This is a genomic window from Streptomyces sp. NRRL WC-3605, assembly GCF_001509795.1.
GTDB lineage: Bacteria > Actinomycetota > Actinomycetes > Streptomycetales > Streptomycetaceae > Streptomyces > Streptomyces viridochromogenes.
Genome location: NZ_LLZN01000047.1, coordinates 91,075 through 110,406, shown reverse-complemented (window position 1 = coordinate 110,406; position 19,332 = coordinate 91,075). Strand labels below are relative to the sequence as shown.

The following is a 19,332-nucleotide window of genomic DNA, read 5'->3' as shown; positions in this document are numbered from 1 at the left end:
GCTGGTGGACACCCGCCGTCTCGCCGACTGCTTCCCCGCGGTCGACTACTTCGAGAACAGCGGCCTGCCCTTCGTCATCGCCCTCAACGGCTTCGACGGCAACCAGCCGTACAACCCGGACGAGGTGCGCGAGGCGCTGCAGATCGGCCCCGACACCCCGATCATCACGACCGACGCCCGGCACCGCGCGGACGCCAAGTCGGCGCTGATCACGCTCGTGGAGCACGCGCTGATGGCGCGGCTGCGCTAGACACGGGACACGACAGGCAAAGGGCTGCCCCGGACGGTTCCTCACCGTCCGGGGCAGCCCTTTCGCGCTGCGGCGGCCGCCCTTGTGCCGGCCTCGCCCGCCGCGCGGCCCCAGACGCCCCTCAGGGACGCCGAAGGGCCCCTCTCCGGGAGAGGGGCCCTTCGGTTGGTTTCGCGGGCTCAGCGCCAGCTGTGGGGGGCGCGGAAGCCGCCCTCGCGCTCCAGGCGGCGCCAGCCGGCCTTCGGGCGGCCCCGGTGGGCCGGGGCGGCGGCGGGCCGGGCGGCGGCGCGGGCCAGGAGGATCGCCGTGATGGCGGCGACTTCCTCGGGCTCGGCGTGGCCCTTCTCGACGCGGATGTCAGGGACGTTCATGGGCTCAGTCTCCATGGATGAGGTTTCCGCACGGATACCGGTGGGTTACTGCGGAGGGTTGCCGTGCTTGCGGGACGGCAGGTCGGCGTGCTTGGTGTGCAGCATCGCCAGGGAGCGGGCGAGGACCTCGCGGGTCTCGGAGGGGTCGATCACGTCGTCGACCAGGCCCCGCTCGGCCGCGTAGTACGGGTGCATCAGCTCGGACTTGTACTCCTTGACCATGCGCGCCCGCATGGCCTCGGGGTCCTCGGCCTCGGCGATCTGCCGCCGGAAGATGACGTTGGCGGCGCCCTCGGCGCCCATCACGGCGATCTCGTTGGTCGGCCAGGCGTAGGTGAGGTCGGCGCCGATGGACTGGCTGTCCATGACGATGTACGCGCCGCCGTACGCCTTGCGCAGGATCAGGGAGATCCGGGGCACGGTCGCGTTGCAGTAGGCGTACAGCAGCTTGGCGCCGTGGCGGATGATGCCGCCGTGCTCCTGGTCGACGCCCGGGAGGAAGCCGGGGACGTCCAGGAAGGTGATGATCGGGATGTTGAAGGCGTCGCACATCTGCACGAAGCGGGCGGCCTTCTCGGACGCCTCGATGTCGAGCACGCCCGCCAGCGTCTGGGGCTGGTTGGCGACGATGCCGACGACCTGGCCGTCGAGCCGGGCCAGCGCGCAGATGATGTTCCGCGCCCAGCGCTCGTGGACCTCCAGGTACTCGCCGTCGTCGACGATCTCCTCGATGACCTTGGTCATGTCGTACGGCCGGTTGCCGTCGGCCGGCACCAGGTCGAGGAGCGTCTCGCTGCGGCGGTCCGCGGCGTCCGACGGCTCCACCCGGGGCGGGTTCTCGCGGTTGTTCTGCGGGAGCAGGGACAGGAGGTAGCGCACCTCGGCGATGCACGTCTCCTCGTCGTCGTACGCGAAGTGGCAGACGCCGGAGGTCTCGGCGTGCACGTCGGCGCCGCCCAGGCCGTTCTGGGTGATCTCCTCCCCCGTCACCGCCTTCACCACGTCGGGGCCGGTGATGAACATCTGCGAGGTGTCGCGGACCATGAACACGAAGTCCGTGAGGGCGGGGCTGTAGGCCGCGCCGCCCGCGCACGGGCCGAGCATCACGCTGATCTGCGGGATGACGCCGGACGCCTTGGTGTTGCGCTGGAAGATGCCGCCGTACCCGGCGAGGGCGGAGACGCCCTCCTGGATACGGGCGCCGGCGCCGTCGTTCAGGGAGACCAGCGGGGCACCGGCCGCGATGGCCATGTCCATGATCTTGTGGATCTTGGTGGCGTGGGCCTCGCCCAGCGCGCCGCCGAAGATCCGGAAGTCGTGCGCGTACACGAAGACCGTGCGGCCCTCGACCGTGCCCCAGCCGGTGATGACACCGTCGGTGTACGGCTTCTTGGCCTCCAGGCCGAAGCCCTGGGCCCGGTGCCGGCGCAGCTGCTCGACCTCCCGGAAGGTGCCGGGGTCCAGGAGCAGCTCGATGCGCTCCCGGGCGGTCAGCTTCCCCTTGGCGTGCTGCGCCGCGGTGGCCTTCTCGCTCGGGCCGGCCAGCGCCTGGGCACGGATCTCGTGCAGCTCGGCGGTCCGTCCACGGGCGTCGATCGGCTCACCCGGTGCCTCATCCAAAACGGTCATGTAGTGACCTTACGAAGGACCCGGCGCAATGCGAGCCGTCGACTCCTCACAGTCTCCGGAGCGTTTTCCTGGTAGCACTGAACAGAACCACAGCGACATGCAGCCATTCCGACTGCTCAGAGGGCGTGTGCGTTGTGGGGGTCGCACAAAGCCGTCAGGCGAGAACCACCTCACATCGGTGGGTCCGGCATACCGTCCCCGGAGTGACGCGGAGCCTGAGCCGGGGTCCGGTGGCGAGGATCTCGACCGTCTCGTCGGCGCGGGACACGTGCCGTACGGGGTGGTCGAGGACGATCTCCAGGGGCTCGCCCGTACGGGGCGGCTCGCTCACACAGAGGGTAGCGGTCCGGCCCCGGCGCCGGAGCAGCACGCTCGCTCCGGCACCGGCCGTGAGGGGGCCCGCGGTGCCGGGCTGCCGGAACAGGGCCGCCGTCACGCCGAGGGAGGGGACGTGGACGGCCTGGCGGGCCGGGTCGTTGGCGAGGACCGTCAGCCAGCCGCGGGCGGCCGCCCGCGCGGCGACCTCCCGGCGGCTCGCGCCCGGCATGAGCACGTACTGGTAGGTCGCGTCGCGCGGGTCGGTGCCGTGGTCCAGCCAGAGGGTCTGCCAGCGGCGGGTGCGGCGCTCGGTGGTGCTGGTGGTGTTGATGTCGGCCCACGCTCCGGTGCGGTCCTCGCGCAGGGTGCGCAGCCGGCCGTACGGGACGATCCAGCCGCCGTGGCCCTCCAGATGGGCCCAGCCGGGGCCGCGCACGAGGGCCTGGGTGCCGTTCTCCCCCAGGTTCCGGTTGTCGACGACGGTCTCCACGGGAACGCCGTCCGCGCAGCTGATCCCGGCGCCGAGGCAGACCACGGCGTCCGCCAGGCAGAACCACGCCTTGTGGGCGCGGAGCGTGGAGCCCAGGCCCTCCAGCTGCTGGCCGATCGCCGCGTACACGCCGTCGGTCGTGCCGCCGACCCAGCGTGCGGCGGGCCGGGCCTCGCCCCATTCGCCGCCCGCCCGGTCGGGCAGGCGGCGGGTGGAGACGGTCGTGCCGGGCAGGCGGTACCAGTCGACGGTCGGCCAGTACCAGTCGGTGTACTGGTCGCCGAGGCCGTCGGCCCACCAGGAGACCATGCCGGCGCCGGTGTGCCAGCCGCGCGGGTTCTCGCCGTTGCCGCACTCGTAGTGGGCGATCCGGTCGCTCGCCATGGCGATGGCCGCGACGAAGCGCGGGCGGCGGTGGACGGCTCGGTCCATCGCGGCGAAGAGGTGGTGCCCGACGGGCTCGGGCGCGGCGGGCACCTGTGACCCGGCGACGGCGTGCAGACGGGCGAGGTCGGCCACCCCGAACTGTCGTGAGGTCAGAACCGGGCTGACGGTGTCCCGTTCGATCCAGCCCTTGACGCGGGCGTGCCACCGGTCGCGTTCGGCCGCGCTCGCGCCGGCGGCGAGGAGGGCGATCGCGGCGATGAGCGCGTGCCCGTGGTAGTGGTCGCCGCGCATGACCCGCCGGTCGTCGTTCTTGAGGTACCCGCGGCTGATGGCGCGTCCGTTGACGGCGTCCATGACCAGTCCGTCGTGGATCAGCGGGGCGAAGGCGCGTTCGACGGCGTCGAGGACGATCCGCCGGTTTGGGTCGGTGACCTCCCAGTCGGAGCCCGCGAGCAGGGCGAAGAGGCGTCCGAGTCCGTCGAGGAGCACCTGGCCGTAGGTGCCGGAGTAGGCGACCCATGTGTGCTGCACGAAGGAGCCGTCGGCGTGCAGGCCGTCGCCCGCGCTGACGTACGGGAAGACCGGGGAGAGCGCGTCCCGGGCGAGCGCGATCCGGTCCGGGGCGCGGCCGAGGATGCCGCGCAGGGCGACGGAGCGGCACAGGTCGACGCGGTTGGCGCCGGTGGAGGTGCCGGAGTAGTCGGTGAGCAGGGCGTCGGGGACGAAGTGGTCGACGGCGGCGCAGGCGGCGTCGATCCGGTCCTGCCCGAAGTGGTCGTACAGGGCGGCCGTGATGTCCATGAGCGGGCGCGGGCTGCCGATCTGCCACTCCCACCAGTTGCCGTACGGGGTGGTGCCGGGGTGGTAGACGGTCGCGGAGAGGTGGTCGAGGCCGCGCAGGACGTCGGCGAGCAGGGCGGGGTCGGCGGTGGCTCCGGTGCCGGGCTGGAGGTAGGCCTGGGCCATGGTCCACAGGCGGCTGTGGCTCTGGGTGATGCCGGCGGGCGGGTCGAAGGGATGGCCCGGCCACAGGGAGACCGGCGTTGGTTCCATGGCCGCCTGGAACCCCCGGGCCAGCGCGCCGGTCTCGGCGAGGCGCCCGGCGTACGGCTCGGCGGCGGGGTCGTAGCCGGTGCCGAGCGCGATGGCCGACCAGCGGGCGCGGAGGGTGTCGTAGGGGTCGGCCGCCCCGGCGCGGGCCGGGGTCGCGGCGGTGCGGCCGAGGGCCGCGGCGAGGGCGGCGGCGGTCAGCAGGGTTCGGCGCGAAGGGGTCATGTCCATGCCCTACCACGTCACGCGCGGTGACACCAGGAACACGCCCCGGATGATGTTGAAAGTTGAAGGGAATGCGTCTACGGTGGTCGGTGTTAGGTAGTTAAACATTCAACGACACCCTCCGAGGAGAACGTCATGGGCATCTTCAACCGCAAGGACTCCGCCGCCGCTCCGGCCGCCGCCACCGCCGTCGCCGTCGCGCCGGAGCTGGCCGCGCTGACCGGCGACTACACGATCGACCCGGCGCACTCCACGCTCGGCTTCGTCGCCCGGCACGCCATGGTCACCAACGTCAAGGGCAAGTTCCTCGACTTCAGCGGCTCCCTGCACCTGGACGGCACGAACCCGGCCGCGTCCACGGCGTCCCTGGACATCACGATGGACAGCATCGACACCGGGTCGGCGGACCGCGACGGGCACCTGAAGAGCGCGGACTTCTTCAAGACGGACGAGTTCCCGACGATGACGTTCCGCTCCACCAAGGCGGAGGCCCTGGGCGGCGAGGACTACCGCATCACCGGCGACCTCACCATCCTCGGCACCACCCGGCCGATCACCATCGACCTGGAGTTCAACGGCGCCGCGAAGGACCCGTTCGGCAACGAGCGCGTCGGCTTCGAGGGCAAGGCCGAGATCCTCCGCTCGGAGTGGGGCCTGACCTGGAACGCCGCGCTGGAGACGGGCGGCGTGCTGGTCTCCGACAAGATCAAACTGAACTTCGACATCTCGGCGATCAAGAACGCCTGATCGCCGCGACCTCCGGGTCATCTTTTCCGAGCACACCCGTCCCCCGGCTTCGCGCCGGGTGGGCGGGTGCTCTGGTGAGGGGCACGCTCCTCGCACGTCGCTGTCGGACCCGGACGGCATGCTCTGCCATCATGGACAAGGCCCAGAACGTCCTCGTCCTCGAGACAACCGCCGCCGGCCGCACGCGCCCGCACGACGGGAAGCTCCGCCAAGGTGTCAGGGTCGGCGATCGCCCGCTCGAAGCATCGCCTGGAACGCGCATCTCGCCGCGACCGGTGAGCAGCTGCCCGACGGTGCGTTCACCCTTCGATATCCCGCGTTGGCTCCCGGCTGGGACTTCGACGATCGCGGTGAGATGGCGCGGCGGCTGCCCCGGCCGGCGGGGTTCTTCCTGGAGTAGAGGGCCGGCCCTGGCCGGGGACGGATGGCCGGAATCAGGCTCTTGTGGGGGGCGTCACACGGTTCTCATAATCCAGCAACGGATATGGCCCGGGCGTGTCAGGCCGGTTGGATTGACATGCCCCTGTCAGTTGCACTTCTCGCGTTCGTATGTCGAACCCCCCACGGAAGGCATCACGTTGAAGAAGCTCCTCACCGCGCTCAAGAGATGCGCGGTCCTCGGCGCCGCCGCTCTCGCGATCGTCAGTCTCCAGCCCGTGTCGGCCGCGCAGGCCGCGGACTCGCGTGTCGTCGGCGGCACCCGGGCCGCGCAGGGCGAGTTCCCGTTCATGGTCCGGCTCTCCATGGGCTGTGGCGGCGCGCTCTACACCCAGCAGATCGTCCTCACCGCCGCCCACTGCGTCGGCTCGACCGGCCGGAACACCAGCATCACGGCCACCGCCGGTGTCGTGGACCTCCAGAGCAGCAGCGGCCGCGTCCAGGTCCGCTCCACCTACGTGTACCGGGCGCCGGGCTACAACGGCACCGGCAAGGACTGGGCGCTCATCAAGCTCGCGCAGCCCGTGAATCTGCCGACGCTGAAGATCGCCACGACCACGCAGTACAACACCGGCACCTTCACCGTCGCCGGCTGGGGCGCCAACCGCGAGGGCGGGGCCCAGCAGCGCTATCTGCTCAAGGCCGAAGTGCCGTTCGTGAGCGACGCCCAGTGCCGTTCCTACAGCGGGTACAGCGGGCTCGTCGCGAACGAGGAGATCTGCGCCGGGCTGCCCTCCGGCGGCGTGGACACCTGCCAGGGCGACTCCGGCGGCCCCATGTTCCGCCGCGACGCGAGCAACGCCTGGGTCCAGGTAGGCATCGTCAGCTGGGGCATAGGATGCGCCCGGCCGAACGCGCCCGGCGTCTACACCGAGGTCTCCACCTTCGCCTCCGCCATCGCCTCGGCGGCGGCCGGCCTCTGACCGGCCCTCCGCGCGCCCGTTCCGCTCGAAGGGCCCGGTGTCCCGGGGACGCCGGGCCCCCGCGTGTCAGAAACCTCCGCCGTCGAAGCCGCCTCCCCCGCCGAAGTCCCCGCCGCCCCCGAAGCCGCCGTCGCCGAAACCGCCGTCGAAGGAACCCGAGTCGAAGTCCGCGCCGGAGACGTCACCGCCCTGGTAGCCCCCGAAGTCGCCGTACCCGGCGCCGTAGTCGGCCGCGTAGGCCGGGCCCGCCATCACGCTGCCGAGGAGCGTGCCGACGAGCAGGGCGGGGAGGATGCCGCCGCCGAAGTAGCCGCCCGCCCAGGGGCCGTAGGCCGGTCCGGCGTCCCAGTACGGCCGCCGGCCGTACTCGGTGTCGACCTCGCGGACCTGGGGATCACGGCCGTCGGCCAGCCGGGCCCGGTCCGCCGCGCACACCGGCACCTCGCGCGGGGCGCCGGCGGGCGGCGTCCACGTCTCGTCGGCCACCGCCGGGCCGTGGCGGGGGTCGAAGAAGCAGGGTGGCCGGCGTTCGGGGAGCGGCCGGCCCTCCCGGCGGGCGGCCAGCAGGGCGAGGGAGAAGCGGCCGTCCGCCAGGGCCTGGGTGACCGCCTTGACGTCCTCCGGCTTGCGCGCGGCGTCCATCAGGCGCTTGGCCTCCTCGTAGGAGTCGAGGGCGCCTTCGTAGTCCCCGCGCATCGCGTCGTCGGCGCCGGGCTCGGCCGGGTGGAATTCGAGACGGTCGAGTTCCTCGCCGTAGGCGGTGATGTCCTCGTCGACGACGACCCGCAGCTTCTCCAGCGCCGTCCGCTGCACCTCCTCGTGGCGCCGCCGGTTGCGCCGGACCAGGGCGTAGGCGCCCGCGCCGCCCGCCGCGACCACGGCCCCGGCGACGACGAGGCCGGTGGTGTCCACGCCGCCTCCCCCGCCGTCGCCCCAGGAGGCGGGGGCCGTGCCCCGGGCGCTGCGCAGCGCCGCGTCGACGAAGTCGTTCAGCTGGGCCTTGGGGTCGTCGACGTCCCGGACGGCCGTGACGAGGTTCTGGACCCCGCGTGGCGGCAGGACGGCCGTGTCGGCCCGCGCGCCGAAGCGGTCGCCGCTGCGGATCGCGTACAGGCCGGTGATGCCGGTCTCCGTCCGCAGGTTCAGGAAGATGTCCCGCTCGGGCTGGTCGGCGGGCAGGACGGCCACGAACACCGGTTTTCCGGCGTCCCTGATCTTGTCGGACAGCGCCTGGGCGTCCGCCGACGACAGCTGGTCCGAGGCGGCGGGATCGACGTACACGGGATCCTCGCGGAGCGCCTCGGCCACCGTGGAAAGGTCCGTGGCCGCATGTGCGCCGGGCGAACCGGTCAGGAGCACCATCGCGGTGGCGGCGACCGGCACGAGCAGCGAGCGCATGAGGCCCCTCAAGCGCGGCGTCCTCATGCCTTAGACGCTACCCGATGAGGCGGTCCCGGGCGTCCGGGACCGCCTGCCGCGGTCTACTGGGCCGGTGCGACGCCGGCCCGCAGCAGTCCGTAGGTGTAGGCGTCCTCCAGGGCCTGCCAGGACGCGGCGATGACGTTCTCCGCCACGCCGACCGTGGACCACTCGCCCGCCCCGTCGGACGTGGAGATCAGGACGCGGGTGGTGGACTGGGTGCCGTGGACGCCCTCCAGGATGCGGACCTTGTAGTCGACGAGGTCGAGGGCGGCGAGCTGCGGGTAGATCTTCTCCAGCGCGACCCGCAGCGCCCGGTCGAGCGCGTTGACCGGGCCGTTGCCCTCGGCGGTGGCGACGATCCGCTCGCCCTTGGCGAAGAGCTTGACGGTGGCCTCGTTGGCGTGGCTGCCGTCGGGGCGGTCCTCGACGATCGCGCGCCAGGACTCGACGTCGAAGTACTTCAGCGGCCTGCCCTCGACCTCGGCGCGCAGCAGCAGCTCGAAGGACGCGTCGGCGGCTTCGTAGGTGTACCCCTTGAGCTCGCGCTCCTTGACGCGCTCGACGACCCGGCCGACCAGCTCGCGGTCGCCGCCGAGGTCGATGCCGAGCTCCTTGCCCTTGAGCTCCACGGAGGCGCGGCCGGCCATGTCGGAGACGAGCATCCGCATGGTGTTGCCGACCTGCTCGGGGTCGATGTGCTGGTACAGGTCCGGGTCGACCTTGATCGCGGAGGCGTGCAGTCCGGCCTTGTGGGCGAAGGCGGAGACGCCGACGTACGGCTGGTGCGTGGAGGGGGTGAGGTTCACGACCTCGGCGACGGCGTGCGAGATCCGGGTCATCTCGCGCAGCCGGCCCTCGGGCAGGACCTGCTTGCCGTACTTGAGCTCCAGCGCGGCGACGACCGGGAAGAGGTTGGCGTTGCCGACCCGCTCGCCGTAGCCGTTGGCCGTGCACTGGACGTGGGTGGCGCCCGCGTCGACGGCGGCGAGGGTGTTGGCGACCGCGCAGCCGGTGTCGTCCTGGGCGTGGATGCCGAGCCGGGCGCCGGTGTCGGCGAGGACGGTGGAGACGACCGCCTGGACCTGGGCGGGGAGCATGCCGCCGTTGGTGTCGCAGAGGATGACGACGTCGGCGCCGGCCTCGGAGGCGGTCCGTACGACGGACTTCGCGTACTCGGGGTTGGCGCGGTAGCCGTCGAAGAAGTGCTCGCAGTCCACGAAGACGCGGCGGCCCTCGCCGGCCAGGTACGAGACGGTGTCGCGGACCATCTCCAGGTTCTCGTCGAGGGTGGTGCGCAGCGCCAGCTCGACGTGCCGGTCGTGGGACTTGGCGACCAGCGTGATCACCGGGGCGCCGGACTCCAGCAGCGCCTTGACCTGGGGGTCCTCGGACGCCTTGCCGCCCGCGCGCCGGGTGGCGCCGAAGGCGACGAGCTGCGCGTGCCGGAACTCGATCTCCTGCTGGGCGCGGGCGAAGAACTCGGTGTCGCGCGGGTTGGCGCCGGGCCAGCCGCCCTCGATGAATCCCACGCCGAAGTCGTCCAGGTGCCGGGCGATGGCCAGCTTGTCGGCGACGGTGAGGTTGATGCCCTCCCGCTGGGCGCCGTCGCGCAAGGTGGTGTCGAAGACGTGGAACGAGTCGTCGAGCTCGTTGGTCGGCGTCATGGTCGTAAGGCTCCTGTAACTGGATCTCGGTCTACCGGAATGACCGGCTCCACCGCCCCCACCTATGGTCCCTCACGCTCTCCGCCCGGCTGCGGGTGGGCCGGGAAACAGAAAAACCCCTCGCGGGTGCGAGAGGTCTGCGCGCGGGTCGAGGACGACGGTGTCCACCCGTACCTGGTCGTACGTGGTGGTCACTGCGGACCGGCGCGCCTGCTGCCAATAATCATGGCGAACGAGAGCACGGGGGCAGTCTGGCACACCCGCACCCCGTGCTCACCGTCCGTCTCAGGATGCGAACACTGTGCTGATCATCTCGCGTGCGGCCGGGACGCCGTCTCAGGTGTCCGCGAGCAGGCTGTCGTCGAGGAACTCCCGCACGTGGCGCAGGATCCGGTCGCGGTCGGTGCCGCGCAGGCCGATCGCCACATGGATGGAGAAGCCGTCGAGGAGGGCCCGCAGCCGGGCGGCGAAGCGGTCCGGGTCGACCGGCCGGAACTCCCCGCGCGAGATGCCCTCGGCGACGAGCGCCACGAGGTCCCGGTGCCAGGCGCCCTCGATGGCGGCCTGCCGGTCCCGGGCGTCGTCGTCGGCGTTCTGCGAACGGTTCCAGACCTCCAGCCACAGGGTCCAGTGCGGGTCGCCCTGGCCGTCGGGCACGTACAGGTCGACAAAGGCGTCGAGCCGGTCCCGCGCGGAGGAGTCCCGGGCGAGCAGCCGGCCGCGTTCGGTGCCGAGCCGGCCCTCGCTCCACTCCAGGGTGCGCAGCAGGAGTTCGTCCTTGGAGCGGAAGTAGTACAGGAGGTGGCCGCTGCTCATGCCGACCTCGCGGCCCAGCGCGGCCATGGTCAGCTTCTCCAGGCCGCGCTCGGCGATCATCTCCATGGCGGCGGCGAGGACCCGCTCGCGCGGCGGGGCGTTCCGGCGCGCACCGGCCATGGGTCGGACTCCTAGATCTTCGGCTGCTGCTGGGTGATGCAGTGGATGCCTCCACCGCCCGCGAAGATGGTACGGGCGTCCACCAGGGTGACCGCGCGCCCGGGGTACAGGCGGCGCAGGATGCCGGCCGCGACCTCGTCGTGCGGGTCGTCGAAGGCGCACAGCACGACGCCGCCGTTGCAGACGTAGTGGTTGATGTAGGAGTAGTCGACCCAGTGGCCGTCCTCGTCCCGCAGCACGGTCGGCGCCGGCACCTCGACGACCTCCAGGCGGCGCCCCCGGGCGTCGGTCGCGCCGCGCAGGATCTCCAGGTACTCCAGGGAGCGGGCGTGGTCGGGGTGGTCGGGGTTCCGCTGGCTGTGCACGAGCACGGTGCCGGGTCCGGCGAAGGCGGCGACGATGTCGACGTGGCCCTGGGTGCCGTACGTCCCGTAGTCGCCGGACAGGCCGTGCGGGAGCCAGACCGCCTTGGTGGTGCCGAGCCGGGCGTGGATCTCCGCCTCGACCTGCTCGCGGGTCCAGCCGGGGTTGCGTCCGGCGCCGAGCTGGACGGTGTCGGTCAGCAGGACGGTGCCCTCGCCGTCGACGTGGATCGCGCCGCCCTCGTTGACGAGCGGCGAGGAGTGGACGGGGACGCCCGCGAGGCCGGCGACATGCCGGGCGATCCCGGCGTCGTGCTCCCAGCGGGCCCAGTCCTGGCCGCCCCAGCCGTTGAACACCCAGTCCACGGCGGCCAGTCGGCCGTCCTCGTCCTGGACGAAGGTCGGGCCGATGTCCCGCATCCACGCGTCGTCGAGGTCGCCCTCAGCCAGGTCCACGTCTGCGCCCAGCAGTTCGCGGGCCGAGTCGGCCTCGCCGGCGGCGTGGACCATCGTCACCGGCTCGAACCGGCGCACGGCACGGGCGACTTCGGCCCACGCGGTGCGGGCGTCGGCGAGTTCGGCGTCGGTGGTGAAGGTCGGGTTGGGGCGGGGCCAGGCCATCCAGGTGCGCTCGTGCGGGGCCCACTCGGGGGGCATGCGGAAGGTCATCACCACGTCCTAGGGGGTGTCTTGTCGGTCAGGGCGGATCAGCGAGCGGCGTCTGATGCCGTGCGTCGCAAGGCGGAGGAGGGAGTCGATGCGATGGGGGTCCCTCCCGCTCGAGCGAGGCCGAGAGTGGGGGAATCGGGGACCGACGACAACGCGGCGAGGCGCGGTGCCGGACGCCGGGAGCCCGGCCTGATCGACACGACACCCCCTAGAGGAAGTACAGGCGGTTGAGGGAGACGGAGTCGGCGGGCTCCGAGCGCAGCGGCTCCCCGTCGAGGGTGACCAGGCCGGTGCGCCGGTCGACGTCGACGGCTCCGACACGGGTGTTCAGGCGCAGGTCGGCGGGTCCGATGCCCCGGGTGCCGCGCACGGCGACCCGGCGCCGGCGGGTCGGCATCGAGTCGCCGCCCTGGTCGAGGGCGGCCTGCGCGACGAAGGCGACCGAGAGGTCGGCGGGCGTGGCGCCGTACGCCCCGAACTGCGGGCCGAGCACGAGGGGTTCGCAGGTGTCGGTGGCCGCGTTGGGGTCGCCGACCACCCCGTACGCCGGGAAGCCGGCCTTGAGGACGAGCTGCGGTTTGGCGCCGAAGTACTCGGGCCGCCACAGCACGATGTCGGCGAGCTTGCCGGGCTCCAGGGAGCCCACCTCGTGGGCGAGGCCGTGGGCGATGGCGGGGTTGATCGTCAGCTTGGCGATGTAGCGCAGGACGCGCTCGTTGTCGTGGTCCTCGGGTGCCCCGAACTGGGCCTTCATCTTCCCGGCCATCGCGAGGGTGCGCCGGACGGTCTCGCCGGCCCGGCCCATGCCCTGTGCGTCGGACGAGGTGATGCCGATGGCACCCAGGTCGTGCAGGACGTCCTCGGCGCCCATGGTCCCGGCGCGGATGCGGTCGCGGGCCATGGCGGCGTCGCCGGGCAGATCCGTCTTGAGGTCGTGGACGGAGACGATCATGCCGTAGTGCTCGGCCACGGCGTCCCGGCCGAACGGCAGCGTGGGGTTGGTGGAGGAGCCGATGACGTTCGGGACGCCGGCCATCTTCAGTACGTTCGGGACGTGCCCGCCACCGCAGCCCTCGATGTGGAAGGCGTGGATGGTGCGGCCCTGAAGGACCCGCAGGGTGTCCTCGACGGACAGGCACTCGTTCAGGCCGTCGCTGTGCAGGGCGACCTGGACGTCGTGCTCCTCGGCGACGCGCAGCGCGGTGTCCAGGGCGCGGGTGTGGGCGCCCATGTCCTCGTGCACCTTGAAGCCGGAGGCGCCGCCCTCGGCCAGGGCCTCGACGAGTGGGGCCTCGTGGGAGGACGAACCCCGGGCGAGGAAGCCGATGTTGACGGGCCAGGCGTCGAAGGCGCCGAACGCGTGCCGCAGCGCCCAGGGCGAGTTGACGCCGACACCCCACACCGGTCCGAACTCCTGGCCGATGATCGTGGTGACGCCGGAGGCGAGCGACGCCTCCATGACGCGCGGCGACAGCAGGTGGACATGGGTGTCGACGGCGCCGGCGGTGGCGATCAGCCCTTCGCCGGAGACGATCGACGTGCCGGTACCGACGACGACGTCGACCCCGTCGAGGGTGTCCGGGTTGCCGGCCCGCCCGATGGCGCTGATGCGCCCCTGCCGGATGCCGATGGACACCTTGCGGATGCCGAGGACGGCGTCGACGACCACGACGTTGCTGATGACGACGTCGCACGTCTCCCGGACCGACGCGGCCTTGAGGTGCAGTCCGTCCCGGGCGGTCTTGCCGAAACCGGCGAGGAACTCGTCGCCGGGGCGCTGGGAGTCGGACTCGACGCGGACGGTCAGCCCCGAGTCGCCGAGCCGGACGCGGTCGCCGGCGCGGGGGCCGTGGGTGGCGGCGTACTCGTGCGGGGTGAGGTGGCGGGCCTCTGCGGGGTGTCCTCCGGGACGGCTCATCGGCCGGCCTCCTTCTCGTGCACGCCCAGGTAGCCGCAGGCGGCGGCGCGGCGCACGGCCTCCTCGCGGGCGCCGGGCGCGTCCAGCGGCCCGTCGACGAGGCCGGCGAAGCCGATGGCGATCCGGTCACCGCCGAGGGGAACCAGGCCGACCTCGGCGCTCTCCCCCGGCCCGAAGCGGACGGAGGACCCGGCGGGTACGGCGAGCCGCATCCCGTAGGCCCGCGCGCGGGGGAAGTCGAGGCGCGGGTTGGCCTCGAAGAAGTGGAAGTGGGAGGTGACGGAGACCGGCACGTCGGCGGTGTTGGTGACCGTCAGCCGCAGGGCGGGCGCGGGTTCCTCGTATCCGGGCCCGGGCAGCAGGGCGCCGGGGGCGCGGTCGCCGAGGCCGCCGCCGATCGGGGCGGTGACCACCGCGAGCCGGGAGCCGTCGTCGAAGACGGCCTCGACGTGCACCTCGGTGACGACGTCCGCGACGCCGGGCAGCACGTCGTCCGGGCCGAGCACGGAGCGGGCCCGCTCGACCGCCTCGGCGAGCCGGGCGCCGTCGCGGGCGGCCTCGCACACCGTGTCCGCGATGATCGCGGTCGCCTCGGGGACGTTCAGGCGCAGTCCGCGGGCGCGGCGGGCCCGCGCCAGCTCCGCGGCGCCGAAGAGCAGCAGCCGGTCACGTTCCGTGGGCGTCAGTCTCATGCCGCGACCTCTCCTCGCCGGACGAATGTTAGACCGACACTCTAAACATCGGATTGCCTGCAATCCAAGGGTTGACGGGACGAGTGCTCCTCCCTCAGATTGAACGCCACTCTAACTGAGGGAGATCAGCCATGCCGAGGGAACAGCGCGGAGTCGACACCATCCCGGAGGAGGAACGCACCAGTGGGCCGAAGGACCTCGTCTCGATCCTGCTCGGATCGAACCTCTGCCTCGGCGTGATCGTCTTCGGCTGGCTGCCCCCGTCCTTCGGACTCGGCTGGTGGGCCTCGGTCAGCTCGATCGTGCTCGGCACCCTGGCCGGCACGGCCCTCACCGCCCCGCTGGCCCTCGTCTCGCTGCGCACGGCGACCAACCTGTCGACCTCCTCCGGCGCCCAGTTCGGGGTGCGCGGCCGCCTGGTCGGGTCGGTGGTCGGACTGCTGCTGGCGCTCGGGTACTCCGCGCTCACCGTGTGGATCGGCGGCGACGTGATGATCGGCGTCCTCGGCCGCCTGACCGGCGTGCCGGCGAACGACGTCTCGTACGGCGTGATCTACGCGCTGCTGGCCGCCGCGACCGTCGCGGGCGCGGTGTACGGCTACCGCGTGCTGCTCGCCATGTCCCGTGTCCTCGCGTTCGGCATGACGGCCCTGCTGGTCCTCGGCGTGGTCGCCTACGCCCCGCACTTCACGACGGCCGCGCTGCCGGAGGCGGGCGGCTATCTGCTGGGCGGCTTCTGGCCGACGTGGCTGCTGGCGGCGGTCGCGGCCGGCCTGTCGGGGCCGATCGCCTTCATCACCCTGCTCGGCGACTACACCCGCTACATCTCACCGGCCCGCCACTCCGCGCGCCGGGTGCTGCACGCGACCTGGCTCGGCCTGATCCTGGGCCTGCTGGTGCCGCAGCTCTTCGGGACCTTCACGGCGTACGCGGCGCGCGCGGCCCTCGACTACGCCGGGCCGCTGGTCGACGCCTCTCCCGGCTGGTACCTGCTGCCGCTGCTGCTGGCGGCCTCGGCCGGCTCGGTCGGCAACGCGGGCCTGATGCTCTACTCCATGGGACTGGACCTGGACGCGATCCTGCCGCGCGCCTCCCGGGCGACGGCCACGTACGCGGTCGCCGTGGTCGCCACCGTGTGCGTCTTCGCCGGTCACTACGCCTCCAGCACCCAGGACGCCATGACCTCGTTCGTACTGCTGCTGACGGCGATCGGGACGCCGTGGGCGGTGATCACCCTCATCGGCTTCGTCCGTTGCCGGGGCGTGTACGACGCCGAGGCGCTCCAGGTGTTCAACCGCCGGGCGCGGGGCGGGATCTACTGGTACCGGGCCGGCTGGAACGTACGGGCGACGGTGTCCTGGGCGCTCGGCGCGGTCGTGGGCGTGCTGGCGGTCGCCCTGCCCACGTATGAGGGGCCGCTGCTGGGCCTGACCGGCGGGGTGGACTGCAGCTTCCTGCTGTCGGGGCTGGTCGGGGGCGTGGCGTACGCGCTGCTGACCGGTGGCGGCAGCGCGAACGCCGACGGGGCGGCCGCCGTGGACTCGAGGTCCGCGGCGGCCGTGAGGGTCCCGTCCGAGGGGTAGGGCCTCTCGTTTGGGTCCTGCCGGGCTCGCGGGGTCTGGTGCCGCGCCCTGATCCGGCCTGACCCGAACGAAAGACCCTAGGCGAGCTTGTGCATCCAGCCGTGCCGGTCCTCGGCCGTGCCGCGCTGGATGTCGAGGAGGGCCTGGCGCAGCTTCAGCGTCACCTCGCCGGGTTCGCCCCCGCTCTGCTGCCACTGGGCGCCGGTGCGCTTGACGGTGCCGACGGGGGTGATCACCGCGGCGGTGCCGCAGGCGAAGACCTCGGTGAGGCTGCCGTTCTCCGAGTCGCGCTGCCACTGGTCGACGGAGACCCGGCCCTCCTCCGCCGTGTAGCCGAGGTCGCGGGCGACCTGGAGCAGGGAGTCACGGGTGACGCCCTCCAGGATGGAGCCGGTGAGGGACGGGGTGACGATCCGGTCGCCGTAGACGAAGTACAGGTTCATGCCGCCGAGTTCCTCGACCCACTTGCGCTCGACCGCGTCGAGGTAGCAGACCTGGGCGCAGCCCTCAGCGGCCGCCTCGGCCTGGGCCAGCAGGGAGGCCGCGTAGTTGCCGCCGGTCTTGGCGTCGCCCATGCCGCCGGGCACCGCGCGGACGTGGTCCTCGGAGACCCAGATCGACACCGGCTTGACGCCGCCCGGGAAGTAGGCGCCGGCCGGTGAGGCGATGACGATGAACAGGTACTCGCCGGCGGGCTTGACGCCCAGGCCGACCTCGGTGGCGAACATGAACGGGCGCAGGTACAGGGACTCCTCGCCGCCGTGCGCGGGGACCCACGCCTGGTCCTGCTTCACCAGCGCGTCGCACGCCTCGATGAACGTCTCGACCGGAAGCTCGGGCATGCCGAGCCGGCGGGCCGAGCGCTGGAAGCGCTCGGCGTTCTTCTCGGGACGGAAGGTGGCGACGGTCCCGTCGGGCCGGCGGTACGCCTTGAGGCCCTCGAAGATCTCCTGCGCGTAGTGCAGGACCATGGTCGCCGGGTCCAGGGAGAGCGGCGCGTACGGCACGAGCTGCCCGTCGTGCCAGCCGCGGCCCTCGGTCCACTTGATGGTCACCATGTGGTCGGTGAAGTGGCGGCCGAATCCCGGGTTGGTCAGGATGGCGTCGCGCTCGGCGGAGGAGAGCGGGCTGGCGGAGGGCTTGAGCTCGATCGTGGGCGTCGTCATGAGTGGTTGTCCTTCACCGGTTGTGTGTGACGGGCCGCGCTCACGCCTGTACTGCCCGTGGCCAGTGCTAGGACGTCCGAGCATTCCCTCATTCCGCGGCTCCTTGTTCGATTATCGCAAGAGCGAGCCGTGGACGAAATCGGCCTGTTCGGTGTGATCGGCGTGGAGTGCGACCCAGGGGTCGATGGTGTCACCCGGCGGCGGACATGCGGAAGCCGCCGGGTGCGATGTGACCCGGCGGCTTCGAGGTGTGCGAGCGGCGCGGGTCAGCCGGCTACTCGTACGGCCAGCGCGTCGCCGATCTCCGACGTGCTGCGCGCGGGCTTGCCGGTGCGGTCGGCCAGGTCGGCGGAGACCGCCTCGTCGATCCGGGCGGCTTCGGCCTCGTAGCCGAGGTGGCGCAGGAGCAGGGCGACGGACAGGACCGTGGCGGTGGGGTCGGCCTTGCCCTGGCCGGCGATGTCGGGCGCGGAACCGTGGACCGGCTCGAACATCGAGGGGTACGCGCCGGAGGGGTTGATGTTCCCGCTCGCGGCGACGCCGATTCCGCCGGAGACGGCCGCGGCGAGGTCGGTGATGATGTCGCCGAAGAGGTTGTCGGTGACGATCACGTCGAACCGCTCGGGCTGGGTCACCAGGTAGATGGTGGCCGCGTCGACGTGCATGTACTCGGTGGTGACCTCGGGGAACTCCTCGGCCACCTTGTTGAAGACGTCGGTCCACAGGTGACCGGCGAAGGTCAGCACGTTGTTCTTGTGGATCAGCGCGAGCTTCTTGCGCGGCCGGGCCTGGGCGCGGGCGAAGGCGTCCCGGACGACACGCTCGACACCGAAGGCCGTGTTGACGGAGACCTCGGTGGCGACCTCGTGCTCGGTGCCCTTGCGGATGGTGCCGCCGTTGCCGGTGTACGGGCCCTCGGTGCCCTCGCGGACCACGACGAAGTCGATGCTCGGCTCACCGGCGAGCGGGGTGGCCACGCCCGGAAGCAGCTTCGAGGGACGCAGGTTGACGTGGTGGTCGAAGGCGAAGCGGAGCTTCAGCAGGAAGCCGCGCTCCAGCACGCCGGACGGCACGGACGGGTCGCCGATCGCGCCGAGCAGGATGGCGTCGTGACCCTTGAGGGCGTCGAGGTCGGCGTCGGTGAGGGTCTCACCGGTGGCGTGGTAGCGCCGGGCGCCGAAGTCGTACTCCTTGGTCTCCAGCTTCACATCCTGCGGGAGGACGGCGGAGAGGACCTTCAGGCCTTCGGCCACGACCTCCTGGCCGATGCCGTCACCGGGGATCACTGCGAGATCGATGCTGCGAGACATGTCGGCACCCTACTGCTCGTCCCATGGGATGACACACGCTGTCCGCCATACGGACAACGCGTGTCAGACACCCCCTAGGCGGCCTGGTGGCCGGTGGCGCCGCCGTTGTCCCTGCGGTCGAGGGCGCGCTGGAGGGCGGCCGCGGCGTTCTTGCGGTCGCTGTCGCTGGTGCGGGAGAGGTGACGGACTCGACGGCGGGCGGTCGTCTCGGCCATGGGAAATCGACTCCTTCGGCAAGCACGGGAGTGCGGGGAGGGGTTACGAGACGCCGGAAGGGGCGGGGAGCGGTGCCGCAGGGGTTGCCTGCACGGGGCCCGGCTCACGACCGCCATTCGCTTGATCGAGCGAGACGTTCGGCTCCTACAAAGCTAAGGGAGCCGGGCGCGTCTGTCTCCACAATTACTCGGACTTCCTACTATCTGAGACGGCGAATCGGGCCACACCGCGCTGAGCTGCGATTTCCTGGTCCGCCCGGCAGAGCACGTCAGCCAGAGGGCTGATCCTCCGGGCGGTCCGGGGGGTGGCGCCGCGCCCCGGGGAACGCTGGGTGCATGAACGACACGGCGAAGGTGTTCCTGGAAGGCGGCCCGGACGATCTGCCCGACCGCATCGTCCCGGCCCCGTCCCCCGGCCCGGACGTGAAAGTCGAACTGCGAGGCGGCTACGAGCACTTCCGGCCGACCTCGCGCCGCACGGACACACCGCAGGGGGATCTGCCGGTGTACGAGTGGTGGGAGCGCACGGAGATGCCCGGCTAGCGGGACGGAGACGCGAAGGGGCCG

Annotated in this window: 16 protein-coding genes and 1 pseudogene; 5 read left to right on the top strand and 12 right to left on the bottom strand. The window is 72.1% G+C overall.

Annotated elements, in window-relative coordinates:
* A pseudogene (locus ADL34_RS12645) lies at window positions 1-250 on the top strand (ATP-binding protein); the annotation flags it as partial.
* 179 nt (window positions 251-429) lie between these two features.
* On the opposite strand, the gene ADL34_RS12640 reads toward ADL34_RS12645, so the two are convergent.
* From ADL34_RS12640 to ADL34_RS12630, 3 genes are all read right to left on the bottom strand, one after another.
* Window positions 430-621, bottom strand: a complete 192-nt coding sequence (locus tag ADL34_RS12640) for an acyl-CoA carboxylase subunit epsilon (RefSeq protein ID WP_062666609.1) — start codon at window positions 619-621, stop codon at window positions 430-432.
* 45 nt (window positions 622-666) lie between these two features.
* Window positions 667-2,250, bottom strand: coding sequence for an acyl-CoA carboxylase subunit beta (locus ADL34_RS12635; RefSeq protein ID WP_062666608.1), 1,584 nt, complete (start codon window positions 2,248-2,250; stop codon window positions 667-669).
* Between the two features lie 154 nt (window positions 2,251-2,404).
* Window positions 2,405-4,726 carry a polysaccharide lyase 8 family protein gene (locus ADL34_RS12630; protein ID WP_107115596.1) on the bottom strand — a complete coding sequence of 774 codons (2,322 nt, stop codon included), beginning with the start codon at window positions 4,724-4,726 and terminating at the stop codon, window positions 2,405-2,407.
* 129 nt (window positions 4,727-4,855) lie between these two features.
* On the opposite strand from ADL34_RS12630, the gene ADL34_RS12625 reads away from it, so the two are divergent.
* Together ADL34_RS12625 and ADL34_RS12620 are read left to right on the top strand one after the other, a co-directional pair.
* Complete coding sequence (locus ADL34_RS12625) at window positions 4,856-5,467, top strand: YceI family protein (protein ID WP_062666606.1); 612 nt, start codon at window positions 4,856-4,858, stop codon at window positions 5,465-5,467.
* A 578-nt stretch (window positions 5,468-6,045) separates the two neighbouring features.
* On the top strand, window positions 6,046-6,828 hold the full coding sequence (locus ADL34_RS12620; RefSeq protein ID WP_062666604.1) for a S1 family peptidase: 783 nt from the start codon (window positions 6,046-6,048) through the stop codon (window positions 6,826-6,828).
* Between the two features lie 66 nt (window positions 6,829-6,894).
* Here the strand turns inward: ADL34_RS12620 and ADL34_RS12615 are convergent, their stop codons facing one another.
* From ADL34_RS12615 to ureA, 6 genes are all read right to left on the bottom strand, one after another.
* Window positions 6,895-8,253, bottom strand: a complete 1,359-nt coding sequence (locus ADL34_RS12615; RefSeq protein WP_062666602.1) for a hypothetical protein — start codon at window positions 8,251-8,253, stop codon at window positions 6,895-6,897.
* Between the two features lie 56 nt (window positions 8,254-8,309).
* A complete protein-coding gene (gene cimA / locus ADL34_RS12610; RefSeq protein ID WP_062666600.1) occupies window positions 8,310-9,914 on the bottom strand; it encodes a citramalate synthase in 1,605 nt (534 codons plus the stop codon).
* Between the two features lie 336 nt (window positions 9,915-10,250).
* On the bottom strand, window positions 10,251-10,850 hold the full coding sequence (locus ADL34_RS12605; RefSeq protein WP_062666598.1) for a TetR/AcrR family transcriptional regulator: 600 nt from the start codon (window positions 10,848-10,850) through the stop codon (window positions 10,251-10,253).
* Window positions 10,851-10,861: 11 nt separating this feature from the next.
* Window positions 10,862-11,881, bottom strand: coding sequence for an agmatine deiminase family protein (locus ADL34_RS12600; protein WP_062666596.1), 1,020 nt, complete (start codon window positions 11,879-11,881; stop codon window positions 10,862-10,864).
* A 208-nt stretch (window positions 11,882-12,089) separates the two neighbouring features.
* A complete protein-coding gene (locus tag ADL34_RS12595) occupies window positions 12,090-13,799 on the bottom strand; it encodes an urease subunit alpha (RefSeq protein ID WP_062666594.1) in 1,710 nt (569 codons plus the stop codon).
* A complete protein-coding gene (gene ureA, locus ADL34_RS12590) occupies window positions 13,796-14,491 on the bottom strand; it encodes an urease subunit gamma (RefSeq protein WP_062666593.1) in 696 nt (231 codons plus the stop codon). Before ureA ends, ADL34_RS12595 begins: the two co-directional genes overlap by 4 nt.
* Before the next feature lie 131 nt (window positions 14,492-14,622).
* Here ureA and ADL34_RS12585 point away from each other — a divergent pair, with 131 nt between their 5' ends.
* Window positions 14,623-16,074 carry a cytosine permease gene (locus tag ADL34_RS12585; protein ID WP_062666591.1) on the top strand — a complete coding sequence of 484 codons (1,452 nt, stop codon included), beginning with the start codon at window positions 14,623-14,625 and terminating at the stop codon, window positions 16,072-16,074.
* A gap of 77 nt (window positions 16,075-16,151) precedes the next feature.
* Here ADL34_RS12585 and ADL34_RS12580 read toward each other — a convergent pair whose 3' ends face one another.
* The 3 genes from ADL34_RS12580 to ADL34_RS35625 all read right to left on the bottom strand — a co-directional run bounded on the left by ADL34_RS12580 (window position 16,152) and on the right by ADL34_RS35625 (window position 18,765).
* The gene (locus tag ADL34_RS12580) at window positions 16,152-17,240 is read right to left on the bottom strand and encodes a branched-chain amino acid aminotransferase (RefSeq protein WP_062666589.1); all 1,089 of its coding nucleotides are present in this window, start codon (window positions 17,238-17,240) and stop codon (window positions 16,152-16,154) included.
* A 266-nt stretch (window positions 17,241-17,506) separates the two neighbouring features.
* Complete coding sequence (locus ADL34_RS12575) at window positions 17,507-18,550, bottom strand: 3-isopropylmalate dehydrogenase (protein WP_062666587.1); 1,044 nt, start codon at window positions 18,548-18,550, stop codon at window positions 17,507-17,509.
* Between the two features lie 74 nt (window positions 18,551-18,624).
* Window positions 18,625-18,765: a hypothetical protein gene (locus ADL34_RS35625; protein ID WP_107115595.1), complete on the bottom strand. Its 141-nt coding sequence runs from the start codon at window positions 18,763-18,765 to the stop codon at window positions 18,625-18,627.
* Window positions 18,766-19,101: 336 nt separating this feature from the next.
* Here ADL34_RS35625 and ADL34_RS12570 point away from each other — a divergent pair, with 336 nt between their 5' ends.
* Window positions 19,102-19,308 carry a DUF5988 family protein gene (locus ADL34_RS12570; RefSeq protein WP_062666585.1) on the top strand — a complete coding sequence of 69 codons (207 nt, stop codon included), beginning with the start codon at window positions 19,102-19,104 and terminating at the stop codon, window positions 19,306-19,308.
* Window positions 19,309-19,332 lie beyond the last annotated feature (24 nt).